Genomic DNA, 17784 nt, shown 5'->3' with positions numbered 1-17784 from the left:
GCTGGTCATCCGGCGGTCACGATCCCGTGCAGCCGGTGCCACGCCTCGGCGGTGCCGGTCGTGTCGTCCATCGACTGACGGAGGAAGGCGTCGATCGCGGGGGACAGCGCCCGGGCGCGGTCGACCAGCGGGTCGCTGCCGGCCTGGTAGGCGCCGATCTCGATGAGTTCCTTGACGTCGCGCAGCGCGCCGAGCAGCCGGCGGGCCTCCCGCGCGTCGGCCATCTGGGCGGCGGGAACCACGGCGCCGGCCACGCGGGAGATGGACTCGAGCACGTCGATGGCCGGGAAGTGGCCGACGGTGGCCAGCTTCCGGGTCAGCACCACGTGCCCGTCGAGGATGGACCGGGCGGTGTCGGCGATCGGCTCGTTGTGGTCGTCGCCCTCCACCAGCACCGTGTAGAGGCCGGTGATGGAGCCGACCGCGCCGGGGCCCGCCTTCTCCAGCAGCTTCGGCATCATCGCGAACACGCTCGGCGGGTAGCCGCGGGTCGCCGGTGGCTCGCCGGCCGACAGCCCGACCTCGCGCTGGGCCATGGCGGTGCGGGTGATCGAGTCCATGAGCAGCAGCACGTCGCGGCCCTGGTCACGGAAGCCCTCGGCGATGCGGGTCGCGACGAACGCGGCCTTGAGGCGGACCAGCGGCGGCTCGTCGGAGGTGGCGACGACGACGACGGTGCGGGAGAGCCCCTCGGCGCCCAGGTTCTCCTCGAGGAACTCCTTGACCTCCCGGCCACGCTCACCGATCAGCGCGATGACCCGCACGTCGGCCTCGGTGCCGCGGGTGATCTGCGCCAGCAGCGTCGACTTGCCCACCCCCGAGCCGGCGAAGATGCCCAGGCGCTGGCCCTTGCCGACCGGCACGAGGGTGTCCAGCGCGCGCACGCCGACCGGCAGTGCCTCCTCGACCCGGCGGCGGGAGAGGGCGTGCGGGGTCTCGCTGGCGAGGTCGACCCACTGCACGCCACCGCCGAGCGAGGGGCCGCCGTCGATCGGGCGGCCCAGACCGTCGAGGACCCGGCCCAGCAGCGCCGGACCCACGGGGACCTGCAGCGGCATGCCGGTGGTGCGCACGGGCGCGCCGGACTGGACGCCGGACAGCTCGCCCAGCGGCATGCAGGTCAGCCGGTCGCGGCCCACGGCGACGACCTCGGCCAGCAGGCCGCGTGGGCCGGGGTTGACCTCGACCAGGTCGCCGACGGCGGCGGGGACGCCCTCGACGCTGAGCGTGAGGCCCATGGCCCCCACGACCGAGCCGGTCAGCAGGGGGCGGGCGGCCAGCCGGGCCCGCTCCAGCACGGTGCCGATGGTCATGCGCGCAGGGCCTCCCGGACGCGGGCGAGGGCGGTGCTCAGGCGGGCGTCGACCCGCTGGACCCCGCTCTCGGCGACGGCGCCGGCGCGCTCGACCGCGAGGTCGCCCACGACGGTGACCGACGGGGGGAGAGCGGCCAGCGCCTCGGCCGGGACCTCGGCGAGGTCGTCGGGGTGCAGCCGCACGACGCTGGGGGCGTCGGTGGGCAGGAGGGTCATGACCCGCCGCAGCGCGTCGACCCCGGCGCTGTCCAGCGTGGCGAGCTCGCGGCCGAGCAGGTCCTCGACGAGGACCAGCACCGCGTGCAGGACCTCCTCGCGCAGCTCCTCGGCGACCGGCACGGCGGTGTCCTCGAGGTGGGTCGCGGCCGCGCCCAGGGCCGCCGTGGCCGAGACGAGCCGGCGCTCCCAGCGGTTCTGCACGTCGGCCAGCCGCTCCTGCGCCGCGCGCTCGGCCTCGGCCAGCGCGCCGGCCGAAGCGGCGACGCCCTCGGCGTGGCCGGCGGCGAACCCCTCCTGGTGGGCACGCTCGCGCAGCCGCGCCAGCTCCTCGGCGTAGACGTCGCCCAGCCGGAGGACGCCCCGGCCGTTGGGCACCGGGACGTCGGCGGCGCGACGCACGGTGGTGCGCCGCTCGACGACGTCGGGCTCCAGTTCCGGCACCGGTCGCGGCTGGGGGATCGGCGGGCGTGCCACCACCGGCGGGGCGAGCAGCACGCCGTCGGCCTGTCGGTAGGGGGTGGCGGCCTGCGCCGACGCGCCCCTCAGCAGCACCGAGGTGCCGTCAGGCGATGCCCATGGGCGTGACTCCGCGCCCCGCTCCGCTCCTCGCTCGTACCTCGCTGCGATGCTCACGGGGCTGTCATCACGCGACGAACTCATCGTCCCCGCCACGGTTGATGGTCAGCGCACCCTGCTCCTCGAGGGTGCGGATGACGCCGACGACCTTGGCCTGCGCCTCCTCCACCGTCCGGGCGCGGACCGGGCCGAGCAGCTCGATCTCCTCCGCCAGGTTCTCGGCGGCGCGCTCGGAGAGGTTCCGGACCACCTTGTCCCGCACGTCGGGCCGGACGCCCTTGAGCGCGGTGGCCAGGTCGTTGGCCTCGACTTCGCGCAGCACCAGCTGCAGCGAGCGGTCGTCGATCGTGACGATGTCCTCGAAGACGAACATCTGGGCGCGGACCTGCTCGGCGAGCTCCGGGTCGGTGGCGTCCAGCCACTCCAGGATCGAGCGCTCGGTGGGCCGCGGGGAGCGGTTGATGATCTCGACCAGCGTCTCGACGCCGCCGACGGTCGACATGTCCTGGTGCGCGAGCAGCGAGCCCATGCGCCGGCCCAGCTCCTCCTCGACCAGCCGCACCATCTCGGGGGTGGTGCGGTCCATCGTGGCGATCCGGTGGGCGACCTCGGCCTGCTGCTCCGGCGCGAAGCCCGACAGCACCTCGGCCGACTGGGCCGCCGAGAGGTGGGCCAGCACCAGGGCGATGACCTGCGGGTGCTCGTCCTTGAGGAACGTGACCAGCTGGCGCACGTCGACGTTGCGCAGCGAGGCGAACGGCACCTCGGTGTAGACGACGTTGAGCCGGGCGAGGATGCCCTCGGCCTTGTCCTCGCCCAGACCCGCGGCGAGGATCTCGCGGGCGAAGTCCACGCCACCGCGGCCGACGAACCGCTGGGCGGCCATCATCTGGTGGAACTCGCTGAGCACGCCGTCGACGTCCTCGGGCGCGACCGAGTTGAGCTTCATCAGCTCGCGAGTCAGCGATTCCACCTCGCGCGGCCGCAGCTTGGCGAGGAGGACGCCGGCCTCCTCCTTGGTCATCTGGGCCAGGAAGACGGCGGCCTTGCGCAGGCCCGGCATGTCCGGGGGCGGCGGGGCGGGGGGCAGAGCGGGCAGGTTGGTCGGCGCGGCTCCGACCAGCTGCTCGACACTCGCGATGCTCACGGGGTCTCCGTCCGGGTCGTCACTTGGTGCCGGTCTCGGTCAGCCAGCCGCGCAGCATGGCCGCGACCTCGTCGGGGCGCTCGCTGACCATCGTCGAGATCTCGCCGCGGACCCGGGCCCGCTCGGCGGCCTCCAGCTCCAGGGCGCGGTTGTCGGGGGCGCGGTCCATCAGCGCCGTCTCGTCGCGGGTGCTGGCCACCCGCAGGCGCTCCAGCTCCGCCATCACCTCGTCGTCGAGCTCCAGCGGCTCGTCGTCCTCGTCGTCGTACCGGCGGCGGCTGCGCAGCCAGACGATCAGGACGAGCAGGGCGATGCCTAGGCCGATCGCGCCGTTCTTGATCAGCGACCACATCTGCGCGGTCTTCTCGTCCTCGCGCGCCTGAGCCATCTCCGCGGCCGCCTGGTCGGCGGCCGTGGTGTCGAAGGGCATCGACGCGACCGAGATGTCGTCGCCACGGGCGACGTCCAGGCCGACGGCGTTGCCGATCAGGTCCTGCACCTGCGCCTGGTTGAGGTTGCCGGCCACGGTGCCGTCGAGGACGACCGCGACCGTCAGCCGGTTGATCTGCCCGGGCGTGACCTCGGTGTTGGTCACCGTGGTGTTGACGGAGTTGTTGGCGGTGTTCGACTCGGTGTTGTAGTTCGAGTCCCCGCCGCCCGCGCCGGCGTCGGCCGCGTTCTCCGGACCCAGCACGCCACCCACGGCGGCACCCGTGCCGGTGTACTCCTCGGAGGTGTTCTGCGAGGACAGCGGCGGGGCGCCGCTGTCGGTGTAGACGGTCGAGTTCTCCTCGGTCCGGTTCATGTCGAGGTCGGCGCGCACCGACACCCGCGAGCGGCCGGCTCCCAGGACCGGGTCGAGGATGGCCTGCGCCCGGGCGGCCAGGCGGTTCTCGTAGTCGGTCTCCATCTGCGAGCGCGCGTCGCCGGCGGCTGCGGTCACGCCCTGGCCGGCGGCCGAGAGCAGCTGGCCGGAGGTGTCGCTCACGGTGACCTGCTCGGGCGCCATCCCCTCGATGCTGGAGGAGACGAGGTTGGTGATCGACTGGACCTGCTCGCCGGACAGCTGGGTGCCGGGGGAGAGGTCGAGCATCACCGAGGCGGTGGGGGCGGCCTCGTCGGAGGCGAAGACCTCGTCCTCGGGCAGCGCCACGTGGACGATGGCCTGCTGGACGCCGTCGAGCGCTTCGAGCGTGTTGGCCAGCTCGCCCTCGATGGCGCGCTGGTAGGTCTTCTGCTGCTGGAACTCGCTGGTGGTGATGCCCTGCTCGTCGAGCAGGGCGTACCCGGTGTCCGAACCCGCGGGCAGGCCCTTGCCGCTCATCGCCAGGCGCAGGTCGTAGACCTGGTCCTGGGCGACGAGGATGGTGCCCCCGCCGTCGGCCAGCTCGTAGGCGGCACCGCTGGCGTTGAGCTCCTCGACGATCGCCGAGGCGTCGGAGGAGGCCAGGTTGCTGAACAGCGGCGCCATGGTCGGCGTCGTGATCCAGTTGTAGAAGAAGAACCCGCCGAGCCCCAGCCCGGCGACGAGCAGGCCGATGACGACCTTCTGTCCGAGACTGATCGTCTCGAACGCGGAGCGCAGCCGCCCCAGCGGGCCGGCGAGTGCAGCGGGCATCAGATGGGCATCCTCATGATCTCAGTGAAGGCCTCGACGGCCTTGTTCTTGAGCGTCACGAACATCTCGGTGGTGAGCGCCGCCTCCTGGGCCGCGATCATGTAGTCGTGCACGTCCTTGAGGTCGCCGGTGGCGGCCTGGACGGCGAGCTCGTTGGACTTCGACTGCGCACCCTGGACGTTCTCGATGGCGCCGGTCAGCACGTCGGCGAAGCCGTTCTCGGTGGCCGAGACGGCCGGCGCCTCGGTCGCGGCGGCCGCGCCGCCGATGCCACCCGCACCGCCGACGGCGGGCACGGTGGGGAACGAGGGGATCGAGATCCCGCCGATGGGGAACGTCATGGTCAGCCCTTCCCGAGGTTGAGTGCGGCCCGGTAGGCGTCCGTCGCACGCTCGACCGACGCGAGGTTGGCCTGGTAGCCGCGCTGCGCCATGATCAACTGGGTCATCTGCTCGCCGAGGTCGATGTCCGGGTACCGGACGTAGCCCTCGGCGTCGGCCAGCGGGTGGGTCGGCTCGTAGACCAGCCGGCCCTCGCCGTTGCCGAACTGGGCCTGGGCGACGCGCACCCCGCCCTCACCGCTGCCGTAGTCCACGGCCTGCGCGACGACGAAGCGCTCGCGGAACGCCTCGCCGTCGGTGGAGCTGACGTTGTTGATGTTCGCGATGTTGTCCGAGACGGCGTCCAGCCACTTGCGGTGGGCGTAGAGGCCGGTCCCGGAGATGTTCAGGGCGTCGAACACGTCACTGCGTCCTGAGCGAGGTGCGCAGCAGGCCGTACTTGCCGTCGAGGGCGTTGAGGGCCAGCTGGTAGCGCAGTCCGGTCTCGGTGGCGATGACGGTCTCGCTGTCGAGGTTCACGTTGTTGCCGTTGGTGTTCGTCGGCTCGAGCGAGCGCGCGATGGAGCCGCCGCCGACGCGCGGCGTCTCCCCGTGCGACAGCTGGCTCTTGAGCGTCGACTCGAAGTCGGTGCGGCCGGCCAGGTACCCCGGCGTGTTGATGTTCGAGATGTTGTCGTTGGTGACCCGTTGCCGCTGCGCGAGCCCGGACAGGGCCGCGTGCAGCGTCGTCATCGTGACGTCGCTGATCATCGGGCAGCGCTCCGACGGACAGCGCGCAGGCGGGCAGGACGGCAGGACACGACGGGCCTCCGGGTACGCAGAAGACACTCGCGAGCGAGTGGGGGGCCGCCGATCCGTGGCGAGAGTGGTGCTGTCCGTGCAGGGAGGACATCGGCAGTCCGGGCCCGCCGGTTGACCGCGTGTCAGCCACGCGGGTGACGGGCGGGACGGTCGGTCCGGAGGGGAGCGGCGGGCCTGCCGGTGCATGTGTGACGACCGTGTCGGTCGGCACTTCGCGCGCGAGGTGCCGACCGGGGACGGTGCGGTCACGGGCTGGAACGCCGACGACCGGGCCCGCCGTGGTGGCGGACCCGGTCGTGGGGGTCGGGGGGAGCTAGAGGGCGCGGTCGACGAACGCGGCGGCCGGCCGGGTGCGGGCGTAGGACATGCGCGCCGCGAGGTCGCGCTGCTGCCGGGACTGCAGGATCCGCTCGGCGAGCTCCTCGGCGACGGCGAGCTGGTGCTGCAGCAGCCGGGCGGCGCGCTCGCGCAGGTCCATCGGCAGCCGGCCGAGGTCCTGCGGCGGCGTCCAGTCGGCGGTGCGCCGGCTCCACGCCGCGATGTCCTCGGCCCGGCCGTCCTCGAGCGACTGCTGGGCGGCGAGGATCTCGCCCTCCATCTCCTCGAGGACGGTCGCCCACTCGGCCGACGAGCCCTCGGGGGAGGAGTGGGCGGCGGTCATGCCGAGGCCGGAGCCGATGCGGTGGCCAGGGTGGCCGCGGCCTGCCGCCAGGCGTCGCGCAGCGGCTCGACGACCTGCAGGCACGAGGCCACCCGGTTCCGGTCGGCCTTGACGTTGGCCTGCACCAGCTCGGTGAGCAGCCAGCTGTACAGCGCGGCCAGCCGCGGCCCGCCCTCCCACGCGTCGACGTCCAGGCTGCTGCGCAGCTCGAGGACGATCTCCTGCGCGTGGTTCAGCTGCTGACCCGCCACGTCGCGGTCGCCGGCGGCCAGGGCCGTCTGCGCCCGGTCGAGGTCGAGCGCCAGCCGGTCGTACAGCATGACCAGCAGCTGCTGCGGCGACGCGGTGGTGACCGTGTCACCGAGGTAGCGGGCGCGGAGCGAGGCAGTGCTCATGGGGTGGGGTTCTCCAGGGTCAACGTCGGGGGAGCGGCGTCGGAGGGGGACGGAACGGGGGCTCAGGACCACTTCGGTAGGCCGGCCAGCTGACCGGACAGCCAGGTCGACTGGTTCTGGAGGGCGCTCAGCGCGGTCTCCATGGCGGTGAACTGGCGGGTGAGGCTCTCCTTGCGCATGGCCAGCCGCGTGTCCCAGTCCGCGATGCGCTCCTGGAGGTCCTTCGCGGTGGTCTCGGTGCTCTTGGCGAGCAGCGTGAGGGTGCCGGTGCTGCTGTCCGAGGCCGACTTGGCCACCTTCTGCAGCTGCGCGGCCAGACCGATCGGTTCGGCCGTCGCGCCCGTCCCTGTGGTCTCGGTGAAGAACTCCCGGGCGGCGGCCGGGTCGGCGGCCAGCGCGGCCGTGAAGACGTCCTTCTTGAAGGTCAGCTTGCCGTCGCGGCCCAGCTCGATGCCGTAGGCGGAGACGGACTTCCCGCCGATGCCGGAGGACACGACGTCGGCGATCTTCCCGGCCAGGTTGCGCAGGGTGCTGTCGCCCTGCAGCGTCGCGGTGGTGCTGTCCTTGGACGTGTAGTCCGTGATGACCTGGAGCGCGTTGTTCGCGGCGTCGACGAGAGCCTGGATCTTCGCGGCCGTCGCGTCGGTGTCGCGGGCCACGGACACGGTGGCGGTCTCGCCGGCCTTGGACACGGTCAGCGTGGTGTCGGGCAGCAGGCCGCTAAAGGTGTTGCTGGCGGAGGTGACGGTGTAGGCGCCCGGGCCCGAGCCGACCGTGAGCTTGGCGTTCGTCCCGGTGGTCAGGTCGGTGAAGGAGGCGTCGCTCGGGACCGAGAAGACCCCGGCGGCGCCACTGGTCTTCGTCGAGAGCTGCATCCGGTACGTGCCCTCGGCCACCTGGACGACGGTCGCGGTGAGGCCGAGCTCGGTCTTGGCGTTGATCGCCGCGGCAGCCTCGGTCAGCGTGACCGTGCCGCTGGCGTCCGTGTCGAGTGCGATCGAGGTGACGGTGGAGCCGACCTTGATGTCGATCGAGGTGGCACCGAAGTCGGTGTCGGCCGCGGCGGTCTTGCCGGCCGGGGCCTTGTACTCGCCGCTGCGCATCGAGTGCGTCGTCGCCAGGTCGGTGACCGTGAAGGTCAGCGATCCGGCGGCCGCACCGGCGCCCGCGGTCGCCGTGACGGAGGCGTTGGAGCTGGTCGCCTTGGTCGCGCTCCACACCGCGTCGGTGGAGAGGGCCGCGGCGGCGCTGTTCAGGGAGTCGAACCGCAGGTTGACGGCGCGGTAGCCGTTGCCGTCGGCGTTCGTGGCGACGAGCTTGTTCTTGAGGAGGGTCTGCGGGTTGGCCTCGACCTGCATGAGCTGGCCGATGAGCTCGGCGGTGTTCATGCCGGAGATCAGGCCGACGTTGGTGCTCATGCCCGCCATGCCGGGACCTCCTGGGACTGGGGTGCGGTGGTGCAGGTGAGGGGGGAGGCCCGGAGGCCTCCCCCCTCACCTGGTGGAGCTGGGTGCTACTGGGTGCTGGATCAGCCCAGGAGACGCAGGATGCCCTGCGGAGCCTGGTTGGCCTGGGCCAGCATCGCGGTGCCGGCCTGGGTCAGGATCTGGGTCCGGGTGAAGTTGGTCATCTCCTGGGCCATGTCCGTGTCGCGGATCCGGCTCTCCGACGCCGAGAGGTTCTCGACGGCGACGTTCAGGTTGCTGATGGTGTGCTCGAACCGGTTCTGGATGGCACCCAGGTCGGCCCGCGTGTTCGACACCGTCTTGATCGCCGCGTCGATCTTCTTCAGACCCTCGCTCGCACCCGTGGACTGGGTGAAGCTGAGCTGCTTCTTGGCCAGCTCGTCGGTGGTCAGGCCGTTCCCCGGCGTGGGGCCGGTGAAGACCAGCGAACCGCTGCCGGACGCCACGGTGACGTCGGTCCCGAAGGTGTTCGAGATCGCCGTCTGCAGCGTGGTCATGCGCTGCGCGGCCGTGTCGGTGTCGCCGTAGACCACCGTCGACAGGTCCAGGGACTTGCCGTTGAGGGTCAGGGTGCCGTTGAGCTTCGAGAAGCCCTCGGACAGGGCCGGGTTCGCCGAACCCGAGGCGACCGTCACGGTCGCCGCGGTGCTGGAGGCAGACCCGGAGGTGGCCAGGACCGGCGTGGCGGTGATGCCGGCGGCCGTGGCCGTGACGTCGACGCCGTTGACGTCGAGGCCGGTGGCGCTCATCGCGGTGCCGACCTTGACCTTGATGGACTCGCCGACGTTGGCGCCGACCTGGAAGCTGCCGTCGTACTTGCCGTCGAGCAGCTTCGTGCCGTTGAAGGTCGTCGTGTCGGCGATGCGGGTCAGCTCGTTCTTGAGCTGGCCGATCTCCGACTGGATGTTCTTCTTGGCGTCGTCGTTGAGCCCACCGCCGTTGCTGGCCTGCACGGTCAGGTCGCGCATGCGCTGGAGGATCTTGTGCGTCTCGGTGAGCGCACCCTCAGCGGTCTGCACGACCGAGACGCCGTCCTGGGTGTTGCGGACGGCGACCTTGAGGCCACCGATCTGCGAGCGCAGACCCTCGGAGATGGCCAGGCCCGCGGCGTCGTCCGCCGCACGGTTGATGCGGAAGCCGGAGGAGAGCTTCTCCAGCGACTTGCTCATCTGCCCGTCGGTGATCGACAGGTTGCGGTACGAGTTCATCGCCGCGATGTTGTTGTTGACGCTGAGACCCATGGGGTTCCTCCTTGGACGGGGTCTGGATGTTCATCCCGCTGCATCCGTGCTGCGGGCCGTACGGGGTTGTCTACGGCGGACGACCGGTGGTTCTTGAGGCGAACGGGACAGCGATTTCCCGGGTCTCACCCGTCCGTGCGGTAGCCGCCGGAACGGGGAGGTCAGGCCGACGTGCGCCGGCTGCGGGCGCGGTGGTCCGCGGCCCGCCGCCACGCGTCGACCCACGACTGGGCCGTGTGCTCCGTCAGGTGCCGGTCGAACACGACGGCGCGGTCCTTGGCGGCGAACTCCCGCCGGCGCTCGGCGTCCCGCACGGCGGACGTCAGACCGCGGGCCCAGTCCTTGGGCGCGCGGGCTCGTCTGCCGAGACCCAGCCGCTCGTACTCGGGGCTCGGCGACCGGACGGCCGCGACGCCCCGCGCGGCGTACTCGAGCACCTTCAGCCAGCTCTTGCTCGTGTTGAACCGGTCGTCGCGCAGCGGGGCGATGCCGATGTCGAGGTTCTCGCCGATCGCCGTCGCATAGGCGTCGACGTCGTTCATCCACGGCACGACGGCCGGCTCGTCGCTGAGGCCGAGGCGGGTGCGGGCCTCCCAGCCGTTTCCGATGATGCAGAACCGGCTCAGCCCTCGCGTGGCGTCCAACGCCTGCTGGAGGCCGGACCCCATCACCTGCAGGTCGTAGGGGTGCGTGATCACGCCTCCGGTCCAGCCGATGGTGACGACGTCGGCCTGACGCTCGTAAGCGGGCGGAAGCTCGGCGACCCGCCGGGGGATCGCGTTGGGGACGACGGCGCCGCGGCCGTGTGTGGCGTACTCCTTCAGCAACGCGGGAGTCGTGGTGGTGACCAGGTCCGCCTCGCGGGCGCATTCGGCGGCGCGCCGGGCCATGCCCTTGCGGACGAGCGCGTCGTGGCCCACCGAGCCGAAGGGGACAGCGCTGAGCAGGTCGTCCATCTCGACCACCACCGCGACGCCTTGGTCCTGCAGCACGCGGATCGTCTGCAGCATGGCGACGGTCTTCGGCAACTGGAGCACCACGACGTCCGCGCCGCGCGCGTCGGCGGCGTAGACCTCGCCGTCGTCGCCCGGGCGGACCATCGTCTCGATGCCGCGTCGCACCTCGATCTCGACCCCGAGGCCGGCGGCCCGGATGGCCCTGATCGGCTCGCTCACGCGGTAGTAGTCCTGCGGGCCCTGACCCGCGTGCATCATGAGTACCTTCATGGTCGTCCCTCTCTGCTTCAGGCCGGGCGGGCCGCGCCGTAGCGCCTGAGGATCTGCGCGCCCCGGGGATGCGGCACGGGCGCCGGGGATGCCGCCGGCGGGGCGTTGCGGCCGGCGACGCGGTCGACGTAGGAGCGCTGCTGGTTGCGGGCGCGCACGCCGCCGTCGGCGGGGACCGCGCGGCCCTCCCACACCTCGCTCATCGCGGCGTGCAGCAGGGTGAGCGCGCGGGCGCGCATCTGCGAGACGCGGGACAGGGTGACCCCGAGGTCCTCGGCGATCTCGGTCAGCGACTCACCCCCGAAGAAGTTCCGCTCGACCACCTCGTCCAGGCGGTCGGGCAGCTCGCGGATGGCCTGCTGCAGGTACCGGGCGCGTTCGACGCGCAGCAGCGCCCGTTCCGGCGACTCGCCCGGGTCGGGCAGGTCCAGCCCCCCGGACTCCCCACCGGACTCGGCGTCGATGCTGACCATCACCGCCCGGTGGACGTCGACCTGCAGCGCCTCGAGATCGCCCTGCCGCACGCCCAGGCTCGCGGCGAGCTCCTCGCGGGTCGGCGGCCGGCCGAGGCTGATGGTCAGCGCGTCGGCGGCGGCGTCGGTGCGACGTGCCGCGGCCCGGACCGAGCGGCTCGCCCAGTCGCCGGAGCGCAGCTCGTCGAGCACCGCACCCTGCAGTCGCGGCAGGGCGTAGGTGGCGAAGGTCGCGCCGGCCGACGGGTCGAACCTCCGCGCCACCTCGACCAGTGCCACCTTCGCGCAGGACAGCAGGTCCTCGCGACTGACGTGGGACGGCAGGGAGATGCGGGAGGCGACGGCGTTGACCGCGAAGGAACACAGCGGGAGGTGTTCGGTCACGAGGTCGTCCACCGCCCGGGCCGATCGGGGCTGGGGAACGGCCGGGGGACGCTCGGTCACCGGAGATCGGGCTGCTCGCACGTCTCCCTTCTCGGCACGCTGTGTGCCGTTCGGCACCGTCGGCCCACGGGGAAGATCTGACAACGTGCGCCCCTCGGCTTGAGGGTTCCTCGCCCGGTGCCGAAGGCCTGTCTGCGACGAGAACGCGGGCCGATCCCTGGCTCGCGACGGATCAGGGAGGCGGTGGGACGTGGACTACCAGCACCTGTCGACGTTGCTGTGGCGCGAGCAGGAGCTGCTGGACCTGCTGCTGTTCAAGGCAGAGGAGAAGCAGTACCTCATCGTCACCGGCAAGACCCGGTGGCTGGCGCGCATCGCGCACGAGATCGAGGTCGTCCTCGACCAGCTGCGCACCCTCGAGGTGGAGCGCGCGGCGGTGACCGAGTCGCTCGCCGTGCAGCTGGGCCTGGACGCCAACCCCTCGCTGCGCCAGGTCGCCGATGCGGCTCCGGCGCCGTGGAACGACCTCTTCGGCAAGCACCACGAGGCCCTGCTCGTGCTCGTGACCGAGCTGCGCGGCCTCTCCGACAGCAACCGCGGCCTGATCGAGGGCGGCCTCGCCGCCCTCGACGAGGCGCTCCTGTCCGTCCGCGCGCCCTCGGCCGGGACCTACGGGGCCTCCGGCCGCACCACCGCCGGCGCCAACCGCGCCGTGACCCTGGACGGAGCACTGTGAGTACGTTCGGCGGCCTCGCCCGCGCCTCGACCGCGCTGTGGGCGGCCCAGCGCGGCCTCGACGTGACCGGGCAGAACATCTCCAACGTCAACACCGACGGCTACTCGCGTCAGCGGGTCGAGCAGTCGTCGATGAACGGCTCCACCGTCCCGGCGATCCACGCGGTGAGCGACGGGATCGGCTCCGGCGTCGACTCCGACAGCGTCATCCGCATCCGGGACGCCTTCCTCGAGGCCCGCGGCCGGCTGGAGACGGCGACCACGGCCCGTCTCACCGTCGAGAGCCAGGCCTACACACAGGTCGAGCAGGCCTTCCGCGAGCCCGGCAACACGGGCATCCAGAAGATGATGGCCGACGTGTGGAGCGGCTTCAGCGACGTCGCCAACAATCCGACCGAGAAGAACCTGGCCGCACGCAGCCAGGCCATCGAGCGGCTGAAGACGCTCGCGGCCGGCATCCGCACCACGGCCACCAGCCTGGACAAGCAGTGGGAGGACACCCACGCCTCGCTGGAGTCCATGGTGGCCGACGTCAACGCCACGACGACGTCCATCGCCGACCTCAACCAGAAGATCAAGCTGGGCACCCTCAGCGGGATCCCGGTCAACGAACTCAGCGACGAGCGCGACGCCCTGGTGTTCAAGCTGTCCCAGCAGGTCGGGGCGACGGCCACCCGCGGCCACGACGGCGTGCTCAACGTGTCGGTCGGCGGGACGTCGCTGGTCAGCGGGAACACCGCCATCGCCGTCCGCCTGGCCGGCGCCACGGCCCCCGGCGACGCGATCACCGACCCGCCGCGCCTGGTGACCGACCCCGGCGGCTCGACCCTCTCCGTCGGCGGCACCGCCGAGGGGCAGGTGAAGGTGATGACGACGATCGTGCCCCGGTACCGGGCCGAGCTCGACACCATCGCGGCCGACCTGGCGGCGGCGGTGAACACCCAGCACAAGGCCGGTCTGGATCTGGACGGCCAGCCCGGCGTCGACCTCCTCGGGCCCTCCACCGGCAGCACGATCACGGCGGCCACCATCACTGTGACGATGACCGACCCCCGGGGCATCGCCGCGGCGAGGGCGCTGCCCGGTGGCGTGTTCACGGCCAACGGCGACAACGCCGACGCCATGTTCAAGCTGTCCCTGGCCGCCGGCGGCGTCGACTCGACCTACCGGAAGATGATCGTCGGCCTGGGCGTGAACTCCGCGGTCGCCGAGCGCGACCTCGCGGTGCAGACCGTGGTCCGCGACCAGGTCGACGCGGCGCGCGAGTCCGTCTCCGGGGTCAACCTCGACGAGGAGATGACCAACATGATGTCCTACCAGCACGCCTACTCGGCCGCGGCCCGCCTGGTCACCGCGATCGACGAGGCGCTCAACACGCTGATCAACGGCATGGGCGTGGTGGGTCGCTGATGAGGATCACCCAGCGGGCCGTCGCGCAGACCAGCCTCCTCGGCCTCAACCAGAACCTGGAGCGGATGGGCAAGCTGCAGCAGCAGCTGACCTCCGGCCGCCAGCTCAACGCGCCCTCGGACTCGCCGACCGGGACCAACAAGGCGATGCAGGTGCGGCAGAACACCGCCGCCGTCGAGCAGCAGGCCCGCAACATCTCCGACGGCAAGGGCTGGCTCGACGCTGCCGACACCGCACTGACCACGATCCTGGCCCAGGTGCGGAAGGTCCGGGACCTGACCGTCCAGGGCCTCAACACCGGGTCCATGCAGGGCAACTCGGCACTGGCGATCTCCACGGAGGTCACCTCGCTGCGGGAGAGCCTCCTCGGGCTGGCGAACCAGACCATCGACGGCCGACCGGTCTTCGGCGGGGCGACCGGTGGGTCCCAGGCCTACGACGCCAGCGGTGCCTTCGTCGGCGTCGGCGGGCTCGCGACGATCGGCGGGGTGGTCACCGACATGACCGTGCCCCAGCTGCGGCGGGTGTCCGACACCGAGGTGATCCGCGTCGACCTCACGGGGCCGGAGGTCTTCGGCGACCAGGCGGCCGGGCGGGACCTCTTCGCGCTCGTCGGCGACATCGCCGGCCACGTGCTCAGCGCCGGGACTGACCCGACCGACCTGAAGACCGACCTCGCCGACCTGGACAAGGCCGTCAGCCGGCTCCTGTCCGCCTCGGCCGACATCGGTGCCCGCTCCGCGCGGATGCGGTCCGCCCAGGAGGTCAACACCGACCTGCAGCTGACGCTCAAGGGCCAGCTGGCCGACGTCGAGGACGTCGACCTGCCGAAGACGATCATGGAGATCAACATGCAGCGGACCGGCTACGAGGCCGCCCTCGGCGCGACCGCCAAGGCGATCCAGCCGACGCTGCTGGACTTCCTCCGATGAGCGCCGCCCCCCCTGCGGCGCGCGCCACCCCCCGTCCCGCCGTCCCCGGAGTCGCATCGTGACGCTCGCCCCCGTCGCCACCCTGCCACTCCTGGGCATGGTGCAGCCGGTGCCCGGCTTCCCCGACCACCGTGACTACGTGCTCGTCACGGCGGACGGGGACGGGTTGCTCTACTGGCTGCAGTCGCTCGACGCCGACGGTCCGCGGTTCCTGGCCATCGCCCCGGCCCGGTACTTCCCGGACTACGCGCCCGAGCTGCCCCGGTCCGTCTGCGCGGACCTGGGGCTGACCGACCCCGCGGACGCCCAGCTGTTCTGTCTCGTGACGGTTCCCCCGGAGGGTGCGGCGGCCGCGACCGCCAACCTCCGGGCACCGGTGGTGGTCAACCCGGCCACCTGGCGCGCGACCCAGGTGGTGCTCACCGACGCCACTCATCCCATCCGGCGGCCACTGCGCCGATAACAACCTCGGCGCGCCCACGCGCCCAGTGCCCGCGACCCGCGGGATGCCACGGAGGCCACGACAACCCATGGAGGGGTTCCCATGCTCACACTCACCCGCAGCGTCGGCGAGACGATCCGGATCGGCGACGACATCGAGGTGCACGTCGTCGAGGTCCGGGGCGGCACCGTCCGGCTGGGCTTCAAGGCGCCCCGCGAGGTGACCATCCACCGCGAGGAGGTCTACCGGCAGATCGCCGAGGCCAACCTCCTCGCGGCCCAGGTCACCGCCGACACCCTCGGCGCGCTCGCGGCGTTCGCCCCCACGCCGGCCACGGCGCCCGCCGACGGCGGTGCCAGCCCGCAGGCACCGGTGCAGGCTCCGACCGCCTGACGCATGTGCACGGCCCGGCCACTCTCCGGTTGGCGGTAGTTGCCATCCGCTGGGTGGTCGGGCGTGCGCGAGGCAGCAACACGGGCAAGAACTGCCGAAGCTGACCCCGCACATTGCGTCGGGCACAGCGAGTCTTGTGTCGGTGTCGGCGTCGTCATGCGCCAGAGTTGCCCCCAAGCACGACAAGGGGGCGATATCCATGTACCGCAGCGCTGACCAGGCCGTCCCGGCCGACACCGTCGACCTGACGACCTCGCCGACGGACGATCTCGAGCCGGCCCGAGCCGCCGACCTGGCCGACGACGTCGACACGGTCGTCGTGCACGTGGCCCTGCGCCCGCGGCGCGGCTCCGCTCGCCGCTGCCTCGCCGGTCTGGCCGCGCTGGCGGCCGCCCACCCCGACGTCGCCGTCGCGGTGACCGGCCTGGGCAAGGACGAGCGCACCGTGCGCGTCACCGTGGGCGTCGAGCTCGGCCCGCGGGCCGGTGTGGCCCGCTTCTCCCCGCAGGCGCAGGCCGCCTACGCGTTCGTGAGCGACCTCTTCACCACGCTCTACGACCACATGCCGGTCTACTGCGCCGAGCCCGGTCCCGCCGAGCGTGCCGCCGCCGCCGGTCTCATGGCCAGCCTCGGCGTCGGTGCCGAGACCGTCGTCCCCGCGCCGCGCGCCGTCCCGGCCGCCGAGCACGTCCTCGCCTGATCGAAGGACCTCCCTGCCCCCACCGCTCGCACGCTCGTGGCGGGCCCCTGCAGGGAGGCCGCCCCGGACCTGACCGCGTCCTCTCTTCCCCGGAGCAGCCAGTGACCACCGCCATCCCGTCCGCAGAGCGCATCCGCCAGCCGCTGGTCTTCGGCGGCCTCCCCGAGGCGGAGGGCTTCGCCCGTGTCCCGATCACCCCCCGGGACCGGGTGCACTTCCGTGTCGACCGCGAGCTGCCGCTGGCCGAGTTCCGCGCCGACCTGCCCGACGCGGTCACCGTGAGCTTCGACGCCGGCGAGGGGCTGTACCGCGTCGACGGCGCCTGCGGCCAGGGCCCGGTGCTGGCCGACTGGATCCGCGCCTGGTGCGCCGGGCGGGGCATCACCACGGTGGGCCTGCGCGCCGAGGCCGACGTCCGCCGCCGCGCTCCGCGCGACCTGCCGCCGGCCTTCCTCGACGACCTGTGCCGCCACTACGGGCCGGTCAGCCTCAAGCGCCTGCAGCGCAACATGAGCACGATCCGCCTCCACCTGCCCGACCCCGACGACCTGGCCCAGCAGGTGGCCGAGTGGATCCTCAAGGCCGTCGGCCAGTACGACGAGACCAAGGGCGTCCCGTTCGGGGCCTTCCTCGCCACGCAGCTGTCGAAGTGGGTGCACGACCTGGGCCGCGCCGCCCACGGCCGCACCGCCGCCGACACCGAGCACAAGCAGCAGAAGGCGATCGCGGCGTTCGTCGCCGAGCACCAGCGCCGCCCCTCGGAGAAGGAGCTCGCCGCCTACATGGGGCAGAGCGTGGCCACGCTGCGCCGCAACTCCCAGACCGTGGCGACCCTCAACGGGCTGCGCAACCTGCAGTCGCTGGACGGCGCGCCCGACGCCGCCGAGGTCCTCATCCCCGACAGCCACGAGGCGCCGGACGAGATCATGGGCGAGGCGGAGCAGACCCTGCTGTCGCACGCCCTGACCGCCGCCTGCGCACCCGATCCGGCCGCCCGTCCCGAGCAGCGGGCCGGACAGCCCAACGTGCTGGGCTGGGCCACCTGGTACCTGACGACCTGGGGCGGGGTCACCAAGACCCAGCTGTCGGCCGAGCTCGGCACCTCGGTGCGCAACATGAACGTGCACGCCGACCGGGTCGAGCGGGCGCTCAAGACCCAGCTGGCCGAGCTGGTCGACTAGCTGTCGCAACCAGGGACGTTGTTGACAGTCGGCGTGGCGGCTTGATCAACAAGGAGACCTCCGGAAGGAGTGGCGGTGCTTGACGTCGCCGTTCCCAACCGGAGGTCTCTGTGGCCCACGCTAACGCC

Annotated in this window: 19 protein-coding genes and 1 pseudogene; 7 read left to right on the top strand and 13 right to left on the bottom strand. The window is 72.3% G+C overall.

Annotated features, from left to right (window positions below; genetic code table 11):
• Positions 1-5: 5 nt before the first annotated feature.
• The 13 genes from DQ240_RS09580 to DQ240_RS09520 form a co-directional block, all read right to left on the bottom strand.
• Positions 6-1313: a FliI/YscN family ATPase gene (locus DQ240_RS09580; protein WP_113839388.1), complete on the bottom strand. Its 1308-nt coding sequence runs from the start codon at positions 1311-1313 to the stop codon at positions 6-8.
• Positions 1310-2086 carry a FliH/SctL family protein gene (locus DQ240_RS09575; RefSeq protein ID WP_233498607.1) on the bottom strand — a complete coding sequence of 259 codons (777 nt, stop codon included), beginning with the start codon at positions 2084-2086 and terminating at the stop codon, positions 1310-1312. The genes DQ240_RS09580 and DQ240_RS09575 overlap by 4 nt, the downstream gene beginning before the upstream one ends.
• A 91-nt stretch (positions 2087-2177) precedes the next feature.
• Entirely contained in the window at positions 2178-3257 is a 1080-nt protein-coding gene (gene fliG, locus DQ240_RS09570) for a flagellar motor switch protein FliG (RefSeq protein ID WP_113839386.1), read from the bottom strand.
• A gap of 19 nt (positions 3258-3276) precedes the next feature.
• Positions 3277-4875, bottom strand: coding sequence for a flagellar basal-body MS-ring/collar protein FliF (gene fliF / locus DQ240_RS09565; RefSeq protein WP_113839385.1), 1599 nt, complete (start codon positions 4873-4875; stop codon positions 3277-3279).
• Positions 4875-5216, bottom strand: a complete 342-nt coding sequence (gene fliE / locus DQ240_RS09560) for a flagellar hook-basal body complex protein FliE (RefSeq protein ID WP_113839384.1) — start codon at positions 5214-5216, stop codon at positions 4875-4877. Before fliE ends, fliF begins: the two co-directional genes overlap by 1 nt.
• A gap of 2 nt (positions 5217-5218) precedes the next feature.
• The gene (gene flgC, locus DQ240_RS09555; protein WP_113839383.1) at positions 5219-5617 is read right to left on the bottom strand and encodes a flagellar basal body rod protein FlgC; all 399 of its coding nucleotides are present in this window, start codon (positions 5615-5617) and stop codon (positions 5219-5221) included.
• 1 nt (position 5618) lies between these two features.
• The gene (locus tag DQ240_RS09550) at positions 5619-5966 is read right to left on the bottom strand and encodes a flagellar basal body protein (protein ID WP_113839382.1); all 348 of its coding nucleotides are present in this window, start codon (positions 5964-5966) and stop codon (positions 5619-5621) included.
• Positions 5967-6330: 364 nt separating this feature from the next.
• Positions 6331-6678, bottom strand: a complete 348-nt coding sequence (locus DQ240_RS09545) for a hypothetical protein (protein ID WP_113839381.1) — start codon at positions 6676-6678, stop codon at positions 6331-6333.
• Positions 6675-7073, bottom strand: a complete 399-nt coding sequence (fliS, locus tag DQ240_RS09540; RefSeq protein ID WP_113839380.1) for a flagellar export chaperone FliS — start codon at positions 7071-7073, stop codon at positions 6675-6677. Before fliS ends, DQ240_RS09545 begins: the two co-directional genes overlap by 4 nt.
• A 62-nt stretch (positions 7074-7135) precedes the next feature.
• Positions 7136-8500 carry a flagellar filament capping protein FliD gene (fliD, locus tag DQ240_RS09535; RefSeq protein ID WP_113839379.1) on the bottom strand — a complete coding sequence of 455 codons (1365 nt, stop codon included), beginning with the start codon at positions 8498-8500 and terminating at the stop codon, positions 7136-7138.
• A gap of 101 nt (positions 8501-8601) precedes the next feature.
• Complete coding sequence (locus tag DQ240_RS09530; RefSeq protein WP_113839378.1) at positions 8602-9780, bottom strand: flagellin; 1179 nt, start codon at positions 9778-9780, stop codon at positions 8602-8604.
• Between the two features lie 161 nt (positions 9781-9941).
• Positions 9942-11006, bottom strand: coding sequence for a glycosyltransferase (locus DQ240_RS09525; RefSeq protein WP_113839377.1), 1065 nt, complete (start codon positions 11004-11006; stop codon positions 9942-9944).
• A gap of 17 nt (positions 11007-11023) precedes the next feature.
• Positions 11024-11923, bottom strand: a complete 900-nt coding sequence (locus DQ240_RS09520; protein WP_369832005.1) for a sigma-70 family RNA polymerase sigma factor — start codon at positions 11921-11923, stop codon at positions 11024-11026.
• 190 nt (positions 11924-12113) lie between these two features.
• Between DQ240_RS09520 and DQ240_RS09515 the strand changes: the two genes are divergently transcribed.
• From DQ240_RS09515 to DQ240_RS09485, 7 genes and pseudogenes are all read left to right on the top strand, one after another.
• Positions 12114-12599 carry a flagellar protein FlgN gene (locus DQ240_RS09515; protein ID WP_113839375.1) on the top strand — a complete coding sequence of 162 codons (486 nt, stop codon included), beginning with the start codon at positions 12114-12116 and terminating at the stop codon, positions 12597-12599.
• Positions 12596-14008 carry a flagellar hook-associated protein FlgK gene (flgK, locus tag DQ240_RS09510; RefSeq protein WP_113839374.1) on the top strand — a complete coding sequence of 471 codons (1413 nt, stop codon included), beginning with the start codon at positions 12596-12598 and terminating at the stop codon, positions 14006-14008. The genes DQ240_RS09515 and flgK overlap by 4 nt, the downstream gene beginning before the upstream one ends.
• Positions 14008-14940, top strand: coding sequence for a flagellin (locus tag DQ240_RS09505; protein ID WP_113839373.1), 933 nt, complete (start codon positions 14008-14010; stop codon positions 14938-14940). Before flgK ends, DQ240_RS09505 begins: the two co-directional genes overlap by 1 nt.
• A 58-nt stretch (positions 14941-14998) precedes the next feature.
• On the top strand, positions 14999-15403 hold the full coding sequence (gene fliW / locus DQ240_RS09500; RefSeq protein ID WP_113839372.1) for a flagellar assembly protein FliW: 405 nt from the start codon (positions 14999-15001) through the stop codon (positions 15401-15403).
• 81 nt (positions 15404-15484) lie between these two features.
• Positions 15485-15658 (top strand): annotated as a pseudogene (gene csrA / locus DQ240_RS24520) (carbon storage regulator CsrA); the annotation flags it as partial.
• A 316-nt stretch (positions 15659-15974) separates the two neighbouring features.
• Positions 15975-16475, top strand: a complete 501-nt coding sequence (locus tag DQ240_RS09490) for a hypothetical protein (protein WP_233498605.1) — start codon at positions 15975-15977, stop codon at positions 16473-16475.
• A gap of 101 nt (positions 16476-16576) precedes the next feature.
• Positions 16577-17656 carry a flagellar biosynthesis protein FliA gene (locus DQ240_RS09485; protein ID WP_113839371.1) on the top strand — a complete coding sequence of 360 codons (1080 nt, stop codon included), beginning with the start codon at positions 16577-16579 and terminating at the stop codon, positions 17654-17656.
• The last annotated feature ends 128 nt before the right edge of the window (positions 17657-17784 follow it).

It is taken from the genome of Blastococcus sp. TF02A-26 (assembly GCF_003319125.1).
Taxonomy (GTDB): Bacteria; Actinomycetota; Actinomycetes; order Mycobacteriales; family Geodermatophilaceae; genus Trujillonella.
Note: the sequence above shows the minus strand (reverse complement) of the source record. Positions and strands in the feature narration are given on the sequence as shown.